This is a genomic window from Kosakonia cowanii JCM 10956 = DSM 18146, from assembly GCF_001975225.1.
GTDB lineage: Bacteria > Pseudomonadota > Gammaproteobacteria > Enterobacterales > Enterobacteriaceae > Kosakonia > Kosakonia cowanii.
This window is the reverse complement of record NZ_CP019445.1, coordinates 4,619,561-4,636,429: the sequence shown is the minus strand read 5'-3', so window position 1 is coordinate 4,636,429 and position 16,869 is coordinate 4,619,561. Positions and strand designations below refer to the sequence as shown.

Annotated in this window: 15 protein-coding genes; 11 read left to right on the top strand and 4 right to left on the bottom strand. The window is 58.2% G+C overall.

Annotated features, from left to right (window positions below):
* Positions 1-51: 51 nt before the first annotated feature.
* From nudK to BWI95_RS21955, 3 genes are all read left to right on the top strand, one after another.
* Positions 52-627 (top strand): GDP-mannose pyrophosphatase NudK, encoded by a 576-nt coding sequence (gene nudK / locus BWI95_RS21965; protein WP_054804578.1) that lies wholly within the window; start codon positions 52-54, stop codon positions 625-627.
* A gap of 123 nt (positions 628-750) precedes the next feature.
* Complete coding sequence (locus BWI95_RS21960) at positions 751-1,794, top strand: DUF1176 domain-containing protein (protein WP_076770252.1); 1,044 nt, start codon at positions 751-753, stop codon at positions 1,792-1,794.
* Between the two features lie 65 nt (positions 1,795-1,859).
* Complete coding sequence (locus BWI95_RS21955; RefSeq protein WP_076770251.1) at positions 1,860-2,792, top strand: hypothetical protein; 933 nt, start codon at positions 1,860-1,862, stop codon at positions 2,790-2,792.
* A 37-nt stretch (positions 2,793-2,829) separates the two neighbouring features.
* On the opposite strand, the gene tkt is transcribed toward BWI95_RS21955, so the two are convergent.
* Both tkt and tal read right to left on the bottom strand, forming a co-directional pair.
* On the bottom strand, positions 2,830-4,824 hold the full coding sequence (gene tkt, locus BWI95_RS21950) for a transketolase (RefSeq protein WP_076770250.1): 1,995 nt from the start codon (positions 4,822-4,824) through the stop codon (positions 2,830-2,832).
* A gap of 21 nt (positions 4,825-4,845) precedes the next feature.
* Positions 4,846-5,796, bottom strand: coding sequence for a transaldolase (gene tal, locus BWI95_RS21945; RefSeq protein WP_023481168.1), 951 nt, complete (start codon positions 5,794-5,796; stop codon positions 4,846-4,848).
* 286 nt (positions 5,797-6,082) lie between these two features.
* Here tal and maeB point away from each other — a divergent pair, with 286 nt between their 5' ends.
* Complete coding sequence (maeB, locus tag BWI95_RS21940; RefSeq protein WP_076770249.1) at positions 6,083-8,362, top strand: NADP-dependent oxaloacetate-decarboxylating malate dehydrogenase; 2,280 nt, start codon at positions 6,083-6,085, stop codon at positions 8,360-8,362.
* Positions 8,363-8,843: 481 nt separating this feature from the next.
* On the opposite strand, the gene hemF is transcribed toward maeB, so the two are convergent.
* Entirely contained in the window at positions 8,844-9,746 is a 903-nt protein-coding gene (gene hemF / locus BWI95_RS21935; protein WP_076770248.1) for an oxygen-dependent coproporphyrinogen oxidase, read from the bottom strand.
* Complete coding sequence (amiA, locus tag BWI95_RS21930; RefSeq protein WP_034812345.1) at positions 9,746-10,618, bottom strand: N-acetylmuramoyl-L-alanine amidase AmiA; 873 nt, start codon at positions 10,616-10,618, stop codon at positions 9,746-9,748. Before amiA ends, hemF begins: the two co-directional genes overlap by 1 nt.
* A 212-nt stretch (positions 10,619-10,830) precedes the next feature.
* On the opposite strand from amiA, the gene BWI95_RS21925 reads away from it, so the two are divergent.
* From BWI95_RS21925 to cysA, 7 genes are all read left to right on the top strand, one after another.
* On the top strand, positions 10,831-11,256 hold the full coding sequence (locus tag BWI95_RS21925) for a GNAT family acetyltransferase (protein ID WP_042718790.1): 426 nt from the start codon (positions 10,831-10,833) through the stop codon (positions 11,254-11,256).
* 81 nt (positions 11,257-11,337) lie between these two features.
* Positions 11,338-11,913 carry an RpoE-regulated lipoprotein gene (locus tag BWI95_RS21920; protein WP_054804586.1) on the top strand — a complete coding sequence of 192 codons (576 nt, stop codon included), beginning with the start codon at positions 11,338-11,340 and terminating at the stop codon, positions 11,911-11,913.
* Between the two features lie 80 nt (positions 11,914-11,993).
* Positions 11,994-12,893, top strand: coding sequence for a Dyp-type peroxidase (locus BWI95_RS21915; protein WP_054804587.1), 900 nt, complete (start codon positions 11,994-11,996; stop codon positions 12,891-12,893).
* 164 nt (positions 12,894-13,057) lie between these two features.
* Positions 13,058-14,074, top strand: coding sequence for a sulfate ABC transporter substrate-binding protein (locus tag BWI95_RS21910; protein ID WP_076770247.1), 1,017 nt, complete (start codon positions 13,058-13,060; stop codon positions 14,072-14,074).
* A complete protein-coding gene (gene cysT / locus BWI95_RS21905; protein ID WP_023478964.1) occupies positions 14,074-14,904 on the top strand; it encodes a sulfate/thiosulfate ABC transporter permease CysT in 831 nt (276 codons plus the stop codon). The genes BWI95_RS21910 and cysT overlap by 1 nt, the downstream gene beginning before the upstream one ends.
* On the top strand, positions 14,904-15,779 hold the full coding sequence (gene cysW / locus BWI95_RS21900) for a sulfate/thiosulfate ABC transporter permease CysW (protein ID WP_076770246.1): 876 nt from the start codon (positions 14,904-14,906) through the stop codon (positions 15,777-15,779). Before cysT ends, cysW begins: the two co-directional genes overlap by 1 nt.
* The gene (gene cysA, locus BWI95_RS21895) at positions 15,769-16,863 is read left to right on the top strand and encodes a sulfate/thiosulfate ABC transporter ATP-binding protein CysA (RefSeq protein ID WP_076770245.1); all 1,095 of its coding nucleotides are present in this window, start codon (positions 15,769-15,771) and stop codon (positions 16,861-16,863) included. The genes cysW and cysA overlap by 11 nt, the downstream gene beginning before the upstream one ends.
* The last annotated feature ends 6 nt before the right edge of the window (positions 16,864-16,869 follow it).

The window sequence follows — 16,869 nt, the reverse complement described above, 5'->3', positions numbered from 1 at the left end:
AGGCCCGGACGCGTACTATAACGCCATTCTGTTTCTCTTCTGGAGCCTGCTATGTCGCTAAAAATCGCTGTGATTAAAGATAAAATCCTCTCCGAAAACTACTTTGTCCTGCGCAATATCACCTACGATTTGACGCGTCAGAACGGCGAGGTCATCCGCCATAAACGTGAAGTGTATGACCGCGGCAACGGCGCGACGATTCTGCTTTATAACCGCGAAAAACAGAGCGTGGTGCTTATCCGCCAGTTCCGTATCGCCAGTTGGGTGAATGGCAACGAGAGCGGCATGCTGATTGAAGCCTGCGCCGGTCTGCTGGACGACGACGAGCCGGAAGTGTGCATCCGCAAAGAGGCGGTTGAAGAGACCGGCTATCAGGTGGGTGAGGTGCGTAAAGTATTCGAACTCTATATGTCGCCAGGCGGCGTAACCGAAATCGTACACTTTTTTGTCGCCGAATATAGCGATGCGCAGCGCGCCAACGACGGTGGTGGCGTGGAAGATGAAGATATTGAAGTGCTGGAGCTGCCGTTTGAACAGGCGCTGGCAATGGTAGCAAGCGGCGAGATCCGCGACGGTAAGGCGGTCATTTTACTGCAGTATCTGCAAACCTCCGGACTGATGGCGTGACGCGCTTTTTCTACCCCCTACCAACTTTCGCATGAAGCTATCCGATAAATCCGATTGAGCCGGTCAACCGCGGGAGTAAAGATACGCCAGTTTTGCGTCTATTCTTCCGGGGTTGCACCATTCATGCGTTATCGCAGCGTACTCACTCTCCTTTTCGGTCTTTGCACCGCACCCGCTCTATGGGCCGCGCCCGCACAGAAAACCTTCTCCGACTGGCAAGTTACCTGTAATAACCAGAATTTTTGCGTAGCGCGCAATATTGGCGAACACGCCGGGCTGGTGATGAGCCTTGAGCGCAGCGCCGGGGCGCGTGCCGATGCTGCGCTGCGCATCGATCTCGGCGGCATCGGTATTCCGGCGGGCAAAGCGCCGCCGATTGCCGGGCGACTGCTGCTTGATGGTCAACCGCTGAAGATGGCCAATACGGAGTGGAAGATCGCGCCGTGGCATCTGATGACCAGCAACCCGCAAACCGTTGCCGCGCTGCTGGAGACTATCCAGGAGGGGCAGACCATTACCTTGCAGAGCGGGCAGGGGCGTATTTCACTCGCCGGGCTGAAAGCCGCGCTGCTGTTTATTGACGCGCAGCAAAAGCGTGTCGGCAGTAAAACGGCGTGGATCAAAAAAGGGGTCAGCCCGCCGCTGAGCGTGCCGCCTGCGCCCGCCTTAAAAGAGGTTGTTCACCCCACTGCGGCCCCCGCGCCCTTAACCCACCAGCAACTCAACGATCTGCTTGATTACGGCAACTGGCGAATGAGCAACACCCAGTGCTCCCTCGACCCGGCGCGCCGCCAGGTACGGGTCTATGCTCTGACCAATGACAAAGCGCTGCTGATGATTGATTGCGAAGCGGGCGCTTACAACGTGGTCGATCTCGCCTGGCTTGTCTCGCGGCAAAAACCGTTTATCTCCCGCCTGGTGCGTCTGCGCCTGCCCTTCTCCCCGGATAACGGCAACAGCGAGATGGAGCTGATGAATGCCTCGTTTAATGAGAAGAGCCGCGAGCTGACAACGCTGGCGAAAGGGCGAGGCCTCGCAGACTGCGGCGTCGCCAGCCGCTGGCGTTTCGACGGGCAGAATTTCCGCCTCGTGCGTTACGCCCAGGAGCCAACCTGCGACAGCTGGCACGGCCCGGATTCATGGCCAACTTTGTGGGTCACGCGATAAGCGAGTGACGAAACCGCCCCGCGCTCATTATAATCCGCCCGCACACCGCAATCGGGAAGGGAATAATGAAACCTCTGTTTACGCCATGGCTTGCCTTAAGCCTGGCTTTTATCGCCGCTCTGCCTGCCAGAGCTGAACTTACCGCCGCCGACAATAAGGCCATCGCTGCGCAGGTTGAGCGCTGGAACAGCCATCTCAACGGCAAGGCCGATGCAAGCGATCTCTATGCCGACCAGGTGAACTGGTTTGGTGAAAACCTCTCCCGCGACGCGGTGCTGCACAAGCAGCAGGATTTCGCTGCCCGCGCGCCGCACTTCACCCAGCGCATCATCACCACGCTTGATATCAATGAAAGCAGCACGGGCAATGTTGAGGTCGATTTTGTCAAACAGGCCGGGCTGGAGGCTGACAAGCTTAAAAATTACCCCGCGCAGTTAACCCTCCAGCATCAACCGGCGGGCTGGCGCATCAGCGGCGAAACGGATCTGCTTACCCGCCTGAATCAGAAAGAGGCGGCGGTGCAGGGCGCGCTGACTAAGGGCAAATTCGACGGCGTTACGAAAGAGACGGTGTGGGTCAGTGCCCGCGATCCGCACTCTGGTGGCAGCTGTACGCAAGAGGGCGACTGCGACTGCTCGCTGTGGAGCAGCAACCCGGCTATCAAACCTGCCACGCTGCCGCAGTGTATTGGCGCCACCGTAGAGACGCTCTCCGGTCTTGACGACAGCGGTCGCGATCGGGTGGTGATCTTCCCGCAATGGTGGACCAGCGCGTGGAACGTGGTCTACGTCTACGATATCCAGCAGGGAGAGTGGATTAAATCCGTGCCCTCCTTCCCCTATAACAGCAATGTGCAGGAAGATGACGACGCTGCCGCGCTGGTGAAGCGCGATCCCCAGCATCCGGGCTTTGTGCTGGTGAAAAAAGCGCTATGGGATGAGAAGCAGGAAGAGATTGTCACGCCGCAAGAGAGCGAAGCGTTGCAGGTAGTGAAATAAGAGAAAGCGCGCCTGCCGAAGCGGGCGCGCCTGAAGATTACTTCTTAAGAACCGCTTTGGCTTTCGCCACGATGTTCTCAACGGTAAAGCCGAAGTAAGGGAAGAGTTTCTCCGCCGGCGCGGACTCGCCATAGCCGGTCATGCCGACAATCGCGCCCTTCAGACCAACATACTTGTACCAGTAATCGGCAATCCCGGCTTCTACCGCGACGCGCGCGCTGACATCCGATGGCAGCACCGATTCGCGCCACGCTTCATCCTGGGCATCAAAGATATCCGTGGAAGGCAGCGAAACTACCCGCACCTTCACGCCTTCGCTGCTCAGTTGCTCAGCGGCCTTCATGGTGATCTCCATTTCAGAGCCGGTAGCAATCAGGATCAGATCCGGCTTGCCGTCGCTATCTTTCAGGATATAACCGCCTTTGCTGATCGCCTTGACCTGCTCCGGGGTTCGCTCCATCTGGGCAAGGTTCTGACGTGAGAGGATCAGCGCTGTCGGGCCGTTATGGCGCTCAATCGCCAGTTTCCAGCCAACTGCCGCTTCCACCTGGTCACAGGGGCGCCAGGTGCTGAAGTTTGGCGTCAGACGCAGGCTGGCAATCTGCTCAACCGCCTGGTGCGTCGGGCCATCTTCGCCAAGGCCGATTGAGTCATGGGTGTAGACCATGATCTGCCGCGCTTTCATCAGCGCCGCCATACGCGCCGCGTTGCGGGCATACTCAACGAACATCAGGAAGGTTGCAGTGTAGGGCACGAAACCGCCGTGGTGGGCGATGCCGTTAGCAATTGCCGTCATGCCGAACTCACGCACACCGTAGTGAATGTAGTTCCCGGCGGCATCCTCTTTAATCGAGGTGGAGCCTGACCAGATGGTGAGGTTACTTGGCGCCAGATCCGCCGAGCCGCCAAGCAGTTCCGGCAGCACCGGGCCATAGCTGTTAAGGGTGTTTTGTGATGCCTTACGGCTGGCGATTTTCGCCGGGTTGGCCTGCAGGTTGTTGATGTACTCGGAGGTGAGCTGCTCCCAGTTCTCCGGCAGTCCACCGCTCATGCGGCGCTTGAATTCGGCTGCCAGATCCGGGAACTCTTTCTCCCACGCTGCCAGTTTCTCATTCCACGACTGCTGGGCTTTCGCACCGCGATCGTGAGCATCCCACGCCTGATAGATCTCTTTCGGGATCTCGAACGGACCGTAGTTCCAGCCAAGCTGTTTGCGGGTCAGCGCCACTTCTTCATCGCCGAGCGCCGCACCGTGGGACTCCTCTTTGCCCGCTTTGTTCGGCGAGCCAAAACCAATCACCGTGCGGCAGATAATCAGCGTCGGCTTATCTTTGACCTGCTGCGCCTCTTCAATGGCCTTTTTCACTGCTTCCGCAGAGTGACCATCCACTTCGCTGATCACATGCCAGTTATAGGCTTCGAAGCGTTTGGCGGTGTCATCGGTAAACCAGCCTTCGGTTTCGCCATCAATGGAGATGCCGTTGTGATCGTAGAAGCCAATCAGTTTGCCTAAGCCCAGCGTGCCCGCCAGCGAGCAGACTTCGTGGGAGATCCCCTCCATCAGACAGCCGTCGCCCATAAAGACATAGGTGTAGTGATCAACAATGTCATGGCCCGGACGGTTAAACTGCGCCGCCAGCGTGCGCTCGGCAATTGCCAGACCGACGGCGTTCGCCAGCCCCTGGCCCAGCGGGCCGGTGGTGGTTTCTACGCCCGGCGTGTAGCCAATTTCCGGGTGGCCCGGCGTTTTGGAGTGCAACTGACGGAAGTTCTTCAACTCTTCGATCGGCAGGTCATAGCCGCTGAGGTGCAGCAGGCTGTAGAGCAGCATCGAGGCGTGACCGTTGGAGAGAATAAAGCGGTCGCGGTTGTACCAGGTCGGGTCGGCCGGGTTGTGTTGCAGAAAGTCGTTCCACAGCACTTCCGCGATATCCGCCATCCCCATTGGCGCACCGGGGTGGCCGGAATTGGCTTTTTGCACCGCGTCCATACTCAGGGCGCGAATGGCGTTAGCAAGCTCTTTACGGGACATAGTTCACTCCGTGGCAAAAGGTTAAAGTTTGGCAGCAAGCAGATCTTCGAGTTTGCGCTGGTCGACGGCGAACTGGCGGATGCCGTCAGAGAGTTTCTCAACCGCCATTGGGTCGAGATTATGTTCCCAGCGGAACTCCGCTTCGGTCATTTTCGCCTGGCGCGAGAAGGTCTGGGACGACGGCACCAGTTTGCGCTCGACGGTGCCTTCATGCTCCTGCAACTCTTGCAGCAGGGCAGGCGAGATGGTGAGACGGTCACAGCCGGCGAGGGCAAGGATCTGCTCGACGCGGCGGAAGCTGGCGCCCATCACGATGGTCTCGTACCGGTGCTGTTTGTAGTAGTCATAGATATTACGTACGGATTTGACGCCCGGATCTTCATCCACCACGTACGGGTCCATCGGTTTGCGGTCGTTGTACCAGTCGTAGATGCGCCCGACGAACGGCGAAATCAGATAGACGCCCGCTTCGGCACAGGCACGCGCCTGCGCAAAGGAGAAGAGCAGCGTCAGGTTACAGTCGATACCCTCTTTTTGCAGCTCTTCCGCCGCGCGGATACCTTCCCACGTGGAGGCAAGTTTGATCAGAATGCGTGACTTATCGATCCCCTGCTCCTGGTAAAGCTCAACGATACGGCGTGCTTTGGCAATGCTCTTCTCTTTGTCGTAGGAGAGACGCGCATCGACTTCAGTGGAGACGCGGCCCGGAATGCTTTTCAGAATTTCCGCACCGATATTGACCGCCAGTTTGTCGCTCGCTTCCGCGACCTGCTGCTCCTGGGTTTTGCCGCGCGCTTTGCCATACTCCAGCGCGTCGTCGACCAGATGGGAAAAGTGGCCCAGCCCAGCGGCCTTCAGCAGCAGGGAGGGGTTGGTGGTGGCATCTTCCGGCTGGTAATGGCGAATGGATTCGATGTCGCCGCTGTCCGCCACTACGGTGGTGAACTGTTTCAGGCCGTCTAAATAATTCATGAAGATAACTCCTTAAAAAGCAGTGTGTTATTTACGCGCGTCGCATCGCGCTGTTGTCAGGATGAGAGCTGCATAACAAAAAAGCATAGCAGACGCAGCCCTTTACGGGGTTTTGCAGCAGGTAACAAAGATGGGAGATATACGTAACAGTTTTGTTGATGCGATGGTCAGAGTATGGCGACCTTCAAAGTTTATGCTGCCGACAAAGGCCATACTGGTCGGTGCATTGGAGTGTCATCACGCGTTAACACTCTTGACGCTGAAAGCAACGTGAAAGGAACATCTAATGGACGACCAATTAAAACAGAGTGCCCTCGATTTTCACGAGTTTCCTCGCCCGGGTAAGATTCAGGTTTCCCCCACCAAACCGCTGGCGACCCAGCGCGACCTGGCGCTGGCGTACTCGCCCGGTGTTGCCGCTCCCTGTCTGGAAATTGAGAAAGACCCGCTGGCAGCCTACAAATACACCGCGCGCGGCAATCTGGTGGCCGTTATCTCCAACGGCACCGCCGTGCTCGGCCTTGGCAATATCGGCGCGCTCGCCGGTAAGCCGGTGATGGAGGGCAAAGGCGTTCTGTTTAAGAAATTCGCCGGTATTGATGTGTTCGATATCGAAGTTGACGAGCAGGATCCCGACAAACTGATTGACGTGGTCGCCGCGCTGGAGCCGACCTTCGGCGGCATTAACCTGGAAGATATTAAAGCGCCGGAGTGCTTCTACATTGAGGCGAAACTGCGTGAGCGCATGAACATTCCGGTGTTCCATGACGATCAGCACGGCACGGCGATCATCAGCACCGCCGCTATTCTCAATGGCCTGCGGGTAGTGGAAAAGAACCTCTCTGACGTGCGCATGGTGGTTTCCGGCGCGGGCGCGGCGGCCATCGCCTGTATGAACCTGCTGGTGGCGCTCGGGATGCAGAAACACAACATTGTGGTCTGTGACTCGAAAGGGGTGATCTACAAAGACCGCGAGCCAAACATGGCAGAGACCAAAGCCGCCTATGCGGTGGAGGACAGCGGCAAACGCACGCTGGCAGAAGTGGTGGCGGGCGCGGATATCTTCCTTGGCTGCTCGGGGCCAAAAGTGCTGACCCCGGAGATGGTGAAAGAGATGGCGCGCCAGCCGCTGATCCTTGCGCTGGCCAACCCGGAGCCGGAGATCCTGCCGGATCTGGCAAAATCGGTGCGCCCGGATGCGATTATCTGCACCGGCCGATCGGACTACCCCAACCAGGTCAACAACGTGCTCTGCTTCCCCTTTATCTTCCGTGGCGCGCTGGATGTTGGCGCAACGGCGATCAACGAAGAGATGAAGCTGGCGGCGGTTCATGCCATCGCCGAGCTGGCACACGCCGAGCAGAGCGAAGTGGTGGCCTCGGCCTATGGCGATCAGGATCTCAGCTTTGGGCCTGATTACCTGATCCCGAAACCCTTCGACCCGCGTTTGATTGTCAAAATCGCGCCGGCGGTGGCAAAGGCGGCGATGGAGTCCGGCGTGGCGACGCGGCCGATTAGCGATTTCGACGCTTATGTCGATAAGCTCGCCGAGTTTGTCTATAAAACCAACCTGTTTATGAAGCCGATCTTCTCCCAGGCCCGCAGCGCGCCGAAGCGCGTGGTGCTGACGGAAGGGGAGGAGCCGCGCGTGCTGCATGCCACCCAGGAGCTGGTGACGCTGGGGCTGGCGAAACCGATTCTCATCGGTCGCCCGAGCGTGATTGAGATGCGCATTCAGAAGCTGGGGCTGCAAATTCGCGCCGGTGCGGACTTTGAGATTGTGAATAACGAGTCCGACCCGCGCTTTAAAGAGTACTGGACGGAGTACTTCAACATCATGAAGCGCCGGGGCGTGACGCAGGAGCAGGCGCAGCGTGCGGTGATCGCTAACACCACGGTGATTGGTGCCATCATGGTGCATCGCGGTGAAGCGGATGCGATGATCTGCGGCACCATTGGCGAATACCATGAGCACTTCAGCGTGGTGCGCGACATCTTTGGTTATCGCGACAGCGTGCATGCCGCAGGCGCGATGAATGCGCTGCTGCTGCCAAGCGGCAACACCTTTATCGCCGACACCTACGTGAATGAAGATCCGAGCGCCGATCAGCTGGCAGAGATCACCCTGCTGGCGGCGGAGACGGTGCGCCGTTTCGGCATTGAACCGCGCGTGGCGCTGCTTTCGCACTCCCAGTACGGCTCATCTAACGCGCCAGCGGCGGTGAAGATGCGTGAGACCTTAGCGCTGGTACGCGAGCGGGCACCGGAGTTGATGATTGACGGCGAGATGCATGGCGATGCGGCGCTGGATGAGTCAATTCGTCAGGACAGAATGCCCGACAGCCCGCTGAAGGGGACGGCGAATATCCTGATTATGCCGAACGTCGAAGCTGCGCGAATCAGTTACAACCTGCTGCGGGTTTCCAGCGCCGAAGGGGTAACCGTCGGGCCGGTGCTGATGGGGGTGGCGAAGCCGGTGCATGTGTTGACGCCGATCGCCTCCGTGCGGCGGATCGTCAATATGGTGGCGTTAGCGGTGGTCGAGGCGCAGACCGCGCCGTTGTAACCTTCGGCAGGATGAGGTTCGTAGGCCGGATAAGCGTTAGCGCCATCCGGCATTATCTCTGCGGCACCGATTGCCGGATGGCGGCTACGCCTTATCCGGCCTACCAAAACGCGCTTACAGCGATACCGGTGCGGTTTTTATCTGCAATATGAAAGCGAGGGGTTGTGTCCCCGCTGAAATCGGCGAACCGAAGCGTGAATGACAAGGTCTGGACGCCATGGATGGCGGACAGAGGCGAACCGAGACAGGATGTCGAGTCGAGCCGGCCGCCGTCAGGCACGCGGGAGGTGAGCGCAGTGCGAAGCACCGATTTCCTCGCGGGGCCGCGGGGATTGACAAGGGGGGAGCGGTCCCCCCCTTGTCCCGTTCACCGCATAAGAGATTAATGAAACTCCCCGGCGCCTGGTGAACGGAACCATTCCACCGTGGTAACACCCTTGCCGGATGGCGGCTGCGCCTTATCCGGCCTACAACATCAACGTCACACCCAATCGCGGACTTTTATAAATTCGCTTAACGCCGCTTCGGGGCTGCCTTCGGCGGGCTGGTAATTGTATTCCCAGCGCACCAGCGGCGGCATCGACATCAAAATCGACTCGGTGCGCCCGCCGGTTTGCAGGCCGAACAGCGTCCCGCGATCCCACACCAGGTTAAACTCCACGTAGCGCCCGCGTCGGTAGAGCTGAAAATCGCGCTCGCGCTCGCCCCACGGCGTGTTTTTACGCCGCTCGACAATCGGCAGATAGGCATCGGTATACCCTTCGCCCACCGCGCGCATAAAGTCGAAACAGTGGTCAAAATCCGGGGTATTGAGATCGTCGAAAAAGAGCCCGCCGACGCCGCGCTGCTCGTCGCGGTGCTTCAGATAGAAGTAGTCGTCGCACCACTTTTTGTAACGTGGGTAGATCTCTTCGCCGAAGGGCTGGCAGAGATCGCGCGCGGTGCGGTGCCAGTGGATGGCATCCTCTTCGAAGCCGTAATAGGGCGTCATATCGAAACCGCCGCCAAACCACCACACCGGATCGGCATCCGGCTTCTGGGCGATAAAAAAGCGTACGTTGGCGTGGCTGGTCGGCACATAGGGGTTGCGCGGATGCACCACTAATGAGACGCCCATCGCTTCGAAACTGCGACCCGCCAGCTCCGGGCGATGCGCGGTGGCAGAGGCAGGCATCGCATCACCATGAACGTGGGAGAAGTTAACCCCCGCCTGTTCAAACACGCTGCCGTCGCGCAGCACGCGACTGCGTCCACCGCCGCCCGCCTCACGCTGCCAGGCATCTTCAATAAAGCTGCCGCCGTCAATTGCCGCCAGCTTCGCGCAGATAGAGTCCTGCAGGGCAAGCAGGGCGTTTTTTACCGGGTCTACATCAGGAGTGCTCATCAGCGCCTCTTCGTGTGGGCTTTGTGATTATCGAACCAGCTAAAGTAGCTCATGACGCCATCGGTGATGGCGGTGGCGATCTTCTGGCGAAACGCAGCGGTGCCGAGCAGCTTCTCCTCCGCCGGGTTGGTAATAAACGAGGTCTCAACCAGCACCGATGGAATGGAAGGCGATTTTAGCACCACAAACGCCGCCTGCTCGGTATTGCGGCTGTGCAGCCGGTGCACCGGCTTGATCTGTTTAATGATATGCGAGCCGAGCGTCAGGCTGTTTTTGATGGTATCCGTCTGGACTAAATCAAACAGCACCTGCTGGAGCAGATGATCTTTATCACGCGCTTTTTTGCCCGCCAGTTCATCCACGGCGTTCTCCTTATCGGAGAGGTATTTCGCCATCGCGCTACTCGCCCCGCGATTGGAGAGGGCAAACACCGACGCGCCCGCGGCGTTCGGGTTGGTAAAGCCGTCGGCGTGAATCGACATAAAGAGATCCGCGCCGTGCTGATGGGCAATCTCAACGCGGTCATAAAGGGGGATAAATTTATCGCTGGTGCGCGTCAGGCGCGCATCAATGCCGCGCGCGCGCAGCTGGGCGCGAACGTTTTTGGCAATCGCCAGCACCACATGCTTCTCTTTCGAGCCATTGTGGCCAATTGCGCCGGTATCAATCCCGCCGTGACCGGGATCAAGCATTACGATGCGCTTTGCACCCGCTTTTTTCGCTTTCGGTTTGCTGTGGCTGTTGCTGGTTTTAAGCGGTGTCTCATCCTTAGCGATAGCACGAGACATACCTGACAAGGTTAATGCGGCCAGGCCTGCTTTCAGGATCTGGCGACGCGAGGTGAGTGTTTTTAATGGTTTAAAGGTGCTCATAGCCTGAAATGGGTTATCCGTGGTGGCAGGTGTTATAGCGTATCGTGTTTGCTGTGACGACAGTCCGTAAGAACTATTGTTTTACTTTTCATTTCAATACGTGACAGAGTGACATTATGCCATTTTTCAGCGGCGATGATGCTGGATATTGGCTAACCGCGCGCCACAGGCCATAATCACCGTTTACACAGCTGAAAAATATGGGGGACATCATGGAGATACGTGTTTTCCGGCAGGAAGATTTTGAAGAAGTGATCACGCTTTGGGAGCGCTGTGAACTGCTGCGCCCGTGGAACGATCCGGAGATGGACATTGAGCGTAAGGTCAATCATGACGTAAGCCTTTTCCTGGTGGCAGAGGTGGGTGGCGAAGTGGTGGGAACGGTAATGGGCGGTTATGACGGCCATCGCGGTTCGGCATATTACCTGGGCGTTCACCCGGAGTTTCGCGGTCGCGGCATCGCCAATGCGCTGCTCAGCCGGCTGGAGAAGAAGTTGATTGCCCGCGGCTGCCCGAAGATTAACCTGATGGTGCGCGACGATAACGAGATGGTGATCGGCATGTATGAGCGCCTGGGGTATGAACACACCGACAGCGTTAATCTTGGCAAGCGCCTGATTGAAGATGAAGAGTACTGAAACTGGCCTTTCGCTGTGAGGAGGGCACTTTTTTCACTTTCGGCACTCCAACAGGCGTTTGGTCAATATAAGGAATTGTGCATGAAACCCCTGCGTATGTTTTTTATCGCGCTGCCGCTGGCGTTAACCGGCTGCTCGACGTTCGCCTCCGTCAACTGGTCTGCCGCGTATCCCTGGAACTGGTTTGGTTCCTCCCTCGAAGTCAACGAGCAGGGCGTTGGCGGCCTGACAGCCAGCACGCCGCTCAATGAACAGGCGATTGGCGATGCGTTAGGCGGCGATTACCACCTGCGCAGCGGCATGAAAACCGATAAAGGCACCATTGTTCGCTATTTCGAAGCGCTGAAAGAGAAGCAGCTGGCGCTGGTGGTCAATGGTGAAAACGGCGTTGTCAGCCGGATTGATGTTACCGATCCCGACATTGCCACCGCTAAAGGGGTTAAAATCGGCGCGCCGTTCAACACTCTCTATGACAAAGCATTCGGCAACTGCGTGAAAGCCTCTGACGCTGATATCTCCGGCATTGAGTGTAAAGCGCCCGACAGCCAGCATATCAGCTATCTTTTCAGCGGTAGCTGGAGCGGCCCGGATGGCTTAATGCCGTCGGATGACACCCTGAAAAGCTGGAAAGTGAGCAAGATCATCTGGCGTCGCTAATCGCATCAGAATAGTCTGATACTGACCCAAAAACAGGTACAATGCCGCATCGTTTTTGTGGTCAGTTTTCAGGAGATGTGATGTCCCAGGTTCAGAGCGGCATTTTGCCGGAACATTGCCGTGCGGCAATTTGGATTGAGGCCAGCGTAAAAGGGGAGGCCGATGCCCTGCGTGCCGGCAGCCGTGCGTTTGCCGATAAGCTCGCAAACTTCCAGTTGCAGTTCCCCGACGCGGCGCTCGGCGCGGTGGTTGCGTTTGGTTCCCGCGTCTGGCGTGAATTAAGCAACGGGCAGGGCGCTGAAGAGCTAAAAGATTTTCCCGCCTATGGCAAAGGCCTTGCGCCCGCTACTCAGCACGATGTGCTGATCCACATTCTCTCCCTGCGTCACGATGTGAACTTCTCTGTTGCCCAGGCGGCGCTGGCTGCCTTTGGCGATGCGCTGGAGGTGAAAGAGGAGACGCACGGTTTCCGCTGGGTGGAAGATCGCGATCTTAGCGGTTTTGTCGACGGCACCGAGAACCCGGCCGGCGAAGAGATACGCCGTGAAGTGGCGATTATCCAGGACGGCGTCGACGCAGGCGGCAGCTATGTGATGGTGCAGCGCTGGGAGCACAACCTGAAGCAGCTTAATCGCATGAGCGTCAGCGATCAGGAGATGATGATCGGGCGCACCAAAGCGGATAACGAAGAGATCGACGCCGATGTGCGTCCGGTAACGTCCCATCTCTCGCGTGTCGATCTGAAAGAGGCGGGCAAGGGGCTGAAGATTGTGCGCCAGAGCCTGCCCTATGGCACGGCCAGCGGCACCCACGGCCTCTATTTCTGCACCTACAGCGCGCGGCTCTATAACATTGAGCAGCAGCTGCTGAGCATGTTCGGCGACAGTGACGGCAAGCGCGACGCCATGCTGCGTTTTACCCGCCCGGTTACCGGTGGTTACTACTTCGCACCCGCACTCGACAGGCTCTTTGCCCTGTAACAAACCCGCGTCACATCAGGCCGGGGCAACCCGGCTTATACCCCTTTCTGCTTATACTCTTTTCTGATTCCAAATCACCAATTGGTATATAAAACCGTTACTGCTTTCACTCCCGTTATAAATAAACTGAACATCGTCGAGTGATCAGCTTATAAGGGTGCGCAATGGCCGTTAACATACTGAAAAAAGGATATCTGACGCTGGCAGCGCTGACGCTGTTGAGCGCGCAGGCACAGGCAACGGAACTGCTCAACAGCTCGTATGATGTCTCGCGCGAGCTGTTTGCGGCGCTGAACCCGCCTTTTGAGCAGCAGTGGGCGCAGGAGAATGGCGGCGACAAGCTGACCATCAAGCAATCCCATGCCGGTTCGTCAAAACAGGCGCTGGCAATTCTGCAAGGGCTGAAAGCGGACGTGGTCACCTATAACCAGGTGACGGATGTGCAGATCCTGCACGATAAGGGCAAGCTGATCCCCGCCGACTGGCAGAGCCGCTTACCGAATAACAGCTCGCCGTTCTACTCGACGATGGCGTTCCTTGTGCGCAAGGGCAACCCGAAGAATATCCACGACTGGAACGACCTGGTGCGTTCTGACGTGAAGCTGATCTTTCCGAATCCCAAAACCTCCGGCAACGCCCGCTATACCTATCTGGCGGCCTGGGGCGCAGCCGATCAGGCTGACGGCGGTGATAACGCCAAAACCACCCAGTTTATGACGCAGTTCCTGAAAAACGTTGAGGTCTTCGACACCGGCGGTCGCGGCGCGACTACCACTTTCGTTGAGCGCGGCCTCGGCGATGTGCTGATCACCTTTGAGTCGGAAGTGAATAACATCCGCAAACAGTATGAAGCGCAGGGCTTTGAAGTGGTGGTGCCGAAGGTCAATATCCTCGCCGAGTTTCCGGTGGCATGGGTGGATAAGAATGTGAAAGCCAACGGCACAGAGAAGGCGGCGAAAGCCTACCTCAACTGGCTCTACTCGCCGCAGGCGCAGACCATCATTACCGACTACTACTACCGCGTGAACAACCCGGAAGTGATGAAAAAGCTGGGTGATAAATTCCCGCAGACCGCGCTGTTCCGCGTGGAAGATAAGTTCGGCTCCTGGCCGGAAGTGATGAAAACCCATTTTGCCAGCGGCGGCGAGCTGGATAAGTTGCTGGCGGCGGGGCATAAGTGATGTTGTCTGGATCGAAACGCGTGCTGCCGGGCTTTGGTTTAAGCCTCGGCAGCAGCCTCTTTTTTGTCTGTCTGATTCTGTTGTTACCCTTAAGCGCGCTGGTGATGCAGCTGTCACAGATGAGCTGGGAACAGTACTGGGAAGTGGTCACCAACCCGCAGGTGGTGGCCGCCTATAAAGTGACGCTGCTGGCGGCGTTTGTCGCCTCAATCTTCAACGGCGTCTTCGGCATGCTGATGGCGTGGATCCTCACCCGCTACCGCTTTCCGGGACGTACGCTGCTCGACGCGTTGATGGATCTGCCGTTTGCGCTGCCGACGGCGGTGGCGGGCTTGACGCTGGCCTCGCTCTTCTCCGTTAACGGCTTTTACGGCGAGTGGCTGGCGGCGCTGGATATTAAAGTGACCTACACCTGGCTCGGGATTGCGGTGGCGATGGCCTTTACCAGCATCCCGTTTGTGGTGCGCACGGTGCAACCGGTGCTGGAAGAGCTCGGCCCGGAGTATGAAGAGGCGGCGGAAACCCTGGGTGCCACGCGCTGGCAGAGTTTCCGTAAAGTGGTGCTACCGGAGCTGTCACCGGCGCTGATGGCGGGCGTTGCGCTCTCTTTTACCCGCAGCCTCGGTGAGTTTGGCGCGGTGATCTTTATCGCCGGGAATATCGCCTGGAAGACGGAAGTGACCTCGCTGATGATCTTCGTACGTTTGCAGGAGTTTGACTACCCGGCGGCGAGCGCGATTGCTTCAGTCATTCTGGCGGCTTCGCTACTGCTGCTCTTCTCCATCAATACCTTGCAAAGTCGCTTTGGTCAGCGTGTGGTAGGTCACTAATGGCGGAAATAAGTGCATTGAAACGCTATGACAAGCCCCGGGTGAACTGGGGGAAATGGTTTTTAATCGGCACCGGGATTTTGCTTTCAGCTTTTATCCTGCTGGTGCCGATGATCTATATCTTTGTGCAGGCCTTCAGCAAAGGGCTGGCTCCGGTGCTGCAAAACCTCGCCGATGCCGACATGCTGCACGCCATCTGGCTGACGGTGCTGATTGCGCTCATCTCGGTGCCGGTCAACCTGGTCTTCGGCACGCTGCTCGCCTGGCTGGTGACGCGCTTTAACTTTCCCGGCCGCCAGTTGCTGCTGACCCTGCTCGATATTCCATTTGCGGTGTCGCCGGTGGTTGCCGGTCTTATCTATCTGCTCTTTTATGGTACCAACGGCCCGCTTGGCGGCTGGCTGGACGAACATAATCTGCAAATCATGTTCTCCTGGCCCGGCATGGTGCTGGTTACCGTCTTCGTCACCTGCCCATTTGTGGTGCGCGAGCTGGTGCCGGTGATGCTCAGCCAGGGAAGCCATGAGGATGAAGCCGCAATCCTGCTTGGGGCCTCCGGCTGGCAGATGTTCCGCCGCGTCACGTTGCCTAATATCCGCTGGGCGCTGCTTTACGGCGTGGTGCTGACCAACGCACGAGCGATTGGTGAGTTCGGTGCAGTGTCGGTGGTGTCCGGATCGATTCGCGGTGAAACCCTGTCGCTGCCGCTGCAAATTGAGTTACTGGAGCAGGATTACAACACCGTCGGTGCCTTTACCGCCGCGGCCCTGCTGACCCTAATGGCGATTTTGACACTGTTTTTAAAGAGTGCGGTGCAGTGGCGTTTGAACACTCAGGAAAAACGCCTGCACGAGGAGGGAAATCATGAGCATTGAGATTGCGAATATTAAGAAGTCGTTTGGTCGCACCCAGGTGCTGAATGATATCTCTCTGGATATCCCGTCCGGGCAGATGGTGGCGCTGCTGGGCCCCTCAGGCTCCGGTAAAACCACGCTGCTGCGCATTATTGCCGGGCTGGAGCACCAGAGCAGCGGGCGCATCCGTTTTCACGGCACCGATGTCAGCCGCCTGCATGCGCGCGAGCGCCGCGTCGGCTTCGTGTTTCAGCACTATGCGCTGTTCCGCCATATGTCGGTATTCGACAACATCGCCTTTGGTTTAACGGTGCTGCCACGCCGCGAGCGGCCGAATGCCGCCGCCATCAAAGCGAAAGTGACCAGGCTGCTGGAGATGGTGCAGTTGGCGCATCTGGCGGATCGCTACCCGGCGCAGCTCTCCGGCGGGCAGAAGCAGCGTGTGGCGCTGGCGCGCGCGCTGGCGGTTGAACCGCAAATCCTGCTGCTTGATGAACCTTTCGGCGCGCTGGATGCGCAGGTACGTAAAGAGCTTCGCCGCTGGCTGCGTCAGCTGCATGAAGAGCTGAAATTCACCAGCGTCTTCGTGACCCACGATCAGGAGGAGGCGACGGAAGTGGCCGACCGCGTGGTGGTGATGAGCCAGGGGAATATTGAGCAGGCGGACGCGCCGGATCAGGTGTGGCGCGAACCGGCGACCCGCTTTGTGCTGGAGTTTATGGGCGAGGTGAATCGCCTGAAAGGGGTGATTCGCGGCGGGCAGTTCCATGTCGGCGCGCACCACTGGCCGCTTGGCCATACGCCGGTTTATCAGGGCGATGTCGATCTCTTCCTGCGCCCATGGGAAGTGGATGTCAGCCGCCGCACCAGCCTTGATTCGCCGCTGCCGGTGCAGGTGCTGGAAGCCAGCCCGAAAGGGCACTACACGCAGCTGGTGGTGCAGCCGCTCGGCTGGAACCCGGATCCGTTAACGGTGGTGATGCGCGATGAGCATCCGCCCCAGCGCGGCGAGCGGCTGTTCGTTGGCTTGCAGAACGCGCGGCTCTATAACGGCGATGAGCGTATTGAGCCCGGCGCGGAGCTTGCTCTGGCTCAGTCAGCCTGATAGCTT

Coding starts and splice junctions, on each gene's coding strand:
- nudK (WP_054804578.1), top strand. CDS start 52: ATGTCGCTAAAAATCGCTGTGATTAAAGATAAAATCCTCTCCGAAAAC.
- BWI95_RS21960 (WP_076770252.1), top strand. CDS start 751: ATGCGTTATCGCAGCGTACTCACTCTCCTTTTCGGTCTTTGCACCGCA.
- BWI95_RS21955 (WP_076770251.1), top strand. CDS start 1,860: ATGAAACCTCTGTTTACGCCATGGCTTGCCTTAAGCCTGGCTTTTATC.
- tkt (WP_076770250.1), bottom strand. CDS start 4,824: ATGTCCCGTAAAGAGCTTGCTAACGCCATTCGCGCCCTGAGTATGGAC.
- tal (WP_023481168.1), bottom strand. CDS start 5,796: ATGAATTATTTAGACGGCCTGAAACAGTTCACCACCGTAGTGGCGGAC.
- maeB (WP_076770249.1), top strand. CDS start 6,083: ATGGACGACCAATTAAAACAGAGTGCCCTCGATTTTCACGAGTTTCCT.
- hemF (WP_076770248.1), bottom strand. CDS start 9,746: ATGAGCACTCCTGATGTAGACCCGGTAAAAAACGCCCTGCTTGCCCTG.
- amiA (WP_034812345.1), bottom strand. CDS start 10,618: ATGAGCACCTTTAAACCATTAAAAACACTCACCTCGCGTCGCCAGATC.
- BWI95_RS21925 (WP_042718790.1), top strand. CDS start 10,831: ATGGAGATACGTGTTTTCCGGCAGGAAGATTTTGAAGAAGTGATCACG.
- BWI95_RS21920 (WP_054804586.1), top strand. CDS start 11,338: ATGAAACCCCTGCGTATGTTTTTTATCGCGCTGCCGCTGGCGTTAACC.
- BWI95_RS21915 (WP_054804587.1), top strand. CDS start 11,994: ATGTCCCAGGTTCAGAGCGGCATTTTGCCGGAACATTGCCGTGCGGCA.
- BWI95_RS21910 (WP_076770247.1), top strand. CDS start 13,058: ATGGCCGTTAACATACTGAAAAAAGGATATCTGACGCTGGCAGCGCTG.
- cysT (WP_023478964.1), top strand. CDS start 14,074: ATGTTGTCTGGATCGAAACGCGTGCTGCCGGGCTTTGGTTTAAGCCTC.
- cysW (WP_076770246.1), top strand. CDS start 14,904: ATGGCGGAAATAAGTGCATTGAAACGCTATGACAAGCCCCGGGTGAAC.
- cysA (WP_076770245.1), top strand. CDS start 15,769: ATGAGCATTGAGATTGCGAATATTAAGAAGTCGTTTGGTCGCACCCAG.